Origin of the sequence: Gemmobacter sp. (genome assembly GCF_046292685.1) — a bacterium.
Classification (GTDB): Bacteria; Pseudomonadota; Alphaproteobacteria; order Rhodobacterales; family Rhodobacteraceae; genus Wagnerdoeblera.
Genome location: NZ_JBKBQM010000075.1, coordinates 1 through 2,555 on the forward strand (window position 1 = coordinate 1; position 2,555 = coordinate 2,555).

The 2,555-nt window shown below is 73.2% G+C and carries 1 protein-coding gene and 1 pseudogene; both read right to left on the reverse strand.

Annotation, left to right across the window (positions count from 1 at the left end; translation table 11 throughout):
• Positions 1 to 763, reverse strand: a 763-nt coding sequence (gene ruvB, locus ACK4S2_RS14860) for a Holliday junction branch migration DNA helicase RuvB (protein ID WP_409626084.1), incomplete at its 3' end; no start/stop codon positions are given.
• Positions 764 to 1,409: 646 nt separating this feature from the next.
• Positions 1,410 to 2,391: pseudogene (locus tag ACK4S2_RS14865) on the reverse strand (IS481 family transposase).
• Positions 2,392 to 2,555: the final 164 nt, after the last annotated feature.

Consider the following 2,555-nt stretch of genomic DNA (forward strand, 5'->3'; position numbering starts at 1 on the left):
GGCTCAGCGCGCGGTCGGCAATGGCATGGGTCAGGCGCCCGTCGCCTTCGACCAGCGCGAAATCCACCACCCGGCGCAGCAACCGGCCGGCAATGCGCGGCGTGCCGCGCGCGCGGCGGGCAATTTCGCGCGTGCCGTCCGGGTCCGCCGGCACGCCCAGCAATCGCGCCCCGCGGGTCACGATCTGGTCCAGCTCCTCGACCGTATAGAACTGCAACCGCGTGGGAATGCCGAAGCGGTCGCGCAACGGCGTGGTCAAGAGCCCCAGCCGCGTGGTCGCCCCCACCAGCGTGAACGGTTGCAGGTCGATGCGCACGGTGCGCGCCGCCGGCCCCTCGCCGATCACCAGATCCAGCGCGAAATCCTCCATCGCCGGATACAGCACCTCCTCCACCACCGGGCTGAGGCGGTGAATCTCGTCGATGAACAGCACGTCGCGCGGTTCGAGGTTGGTCAGAATCGCCGCCAGATCGCCCGCCTTGGCCAGAACGGGCCCCGAGGTCATGCGGAACCCCACCCCCAGCTCGCGCGCCATGATCTGCGCCAGCGTGGTCTTGCCAAGGCCGGGGGGCCCGTGAAACAGCGTGTGGTCCATCGCCTGCCCGCGCATCCGCGCGCTTTCGATGAACACGCGCAGGTTGGCCCGCGCCTCGTGCTGGCCCACGAACTCCTCCAGCCGCTCGGGCCGCAAGGCACGGTCGGTATCCTCGGGCAACCGCTCGGGGCGCAAGGTCGGGTCGGGGGCGGGGTCGGCCTGGCTCATGGCCGGAACAATCGCGGAACGCAAAGGCTTTGTCCAGTGCTCCGCCGCGCCCCCGCCCCCGGCCTCCCGCCCCCCGGCTGCCCGCGCCCACCGCACCCCGGCCGCGGCGCGCTGCCATCGCGCCGCAGCCCTTGCGGGCGCCGGTCCGCCGCGGTGGCCGCGCCCCGGCCGTTCCGGCACCCGCAGCGCGCAAGGCGGGCGGTCGCAACTGCGCACCACCACCGCTGCACCCCGCCCGGCCGCAAGGCGCCGCCCCGAAACCGCCCCCGCCGCGCCCCCTGCGCCTCCCCGGTGCCTCGGCCGCACGTTCCGGCCAGCCCCCCAGCCGGGCGCAAGCCCCGGCCGACCGCCCCGCCCCCTCCCGGTGAACCGGGCCGCCCCGGGCGCCGGCGGCAAGCCTTTCGCTCCGCCCAGCACCGCCCCCCCGCCGCAAGGCGCCGCCCCAAGGCCCAACCGGCCGCGCCCCCGCTCCGGTCCGCCGTCCTCCTGCCCGTGGCCGCCGCATGCTGCCATCGCGCCGCGGCCCGGGCGCACCGCGGCCCTTGCGGGCGCCGGCCCGCGGCGTTGGCCGCGCCCCGGCCGTTCCGGCACGCGCAGCACGCAAGGCGGGCGGTCGCGGCTCCGCATCACCATCCCCAGCCAGCCGCTAGCTGTGAGTTCTCATCAGGTTGTTCACCCTTGAGGGGGGTGGGATGCCGTTGAGTGCGGAGTGTGGTCTTGCGTGGTTGAACCAGTCAAGCCAGCGCGTCAGGTCGTTGTTGCGGGCAGCCGAGGAGGGATGGGCGAGGCCGTAGGCCCATTCGCGCAGAAGGGTCTGGATGAAGCGTTCGGCCTTGCCGTTGGTCTTGGGTGTGTAGGGGCGGGTGAAGATGTGGCGGATGGCCAGCAGTCGCAGCGCCTTGGCGAAGCGGCGGGAGCGATAGGCACTGCCGTTGTCGGTCATCACCCGTTCGACCCGGATTCCCTGGTCGCGGAACCAGCGCAGGGCGCGCAACAGGAAGCCGGTGGTCGTGGTCTTGCGCTCGTCGTCCAGCACCTCGACATAGGCAAGGCGGGTGGCGTCATCGACGGCGACATGAACCCTCGCCATGGTCCTCGGACCAGTGGCGAACCATGGCTCGATCCCAGCCTGCGCCGCGGTTGCGGCAGCCTGCCCTCGTGCCGGTGACGCGGTGGCCGGGCTGGTCGAAGCGCCCCAACTTCTTGATATCAAGGTGGATCAGCTCGCCCGGCCGCGCCCGCTGGTAGCGGCGCACCGGTTCGGGCGGGTCGATCCGCGCCAGCCGCCCGAGCCCCTCGCGGCTCAGCCAGCGCGCCACGGTGGATCGGGCCAGGCCCAGCTTCGCGGCAATCGCCGCCCCGGTCATCCGCAGGGTCCGGCGCAGGTGCAGGATCAGCGCCACCGTCGCCCCGGCCAGGCGTCCCGCAACGCGGGCGGGGGCGCTTGCGCGATTCGAAAGCGCCACGCCCCCGCCCGCGCGGAACCGCGCCAGCCACTTGCGCACGGTGCGGACGGACACCGCAAAGGCCGCCGCCACCTCGGCAGCGGTCTGGCCCGCCGCAATACGGGCAACGATCTGTTCTCGACTGTGAAGCGTCAGGCGGGCATTCTGATGCGGGTTGTTCATCCTGCAGGGTCCTCGGCTGGAGTTTGGCGATTGCAGCCTAACCCCGTTCCGGGTGAACAACCTACTGAGAACTCACAACTAGCCGCCGGCCGAGAGCCCAATCCGCCGCGCGCCCCCTGCGCCTCCCCGACGCCTCGGCCCGGGCGCCGGCCAGCCCCCCTGCC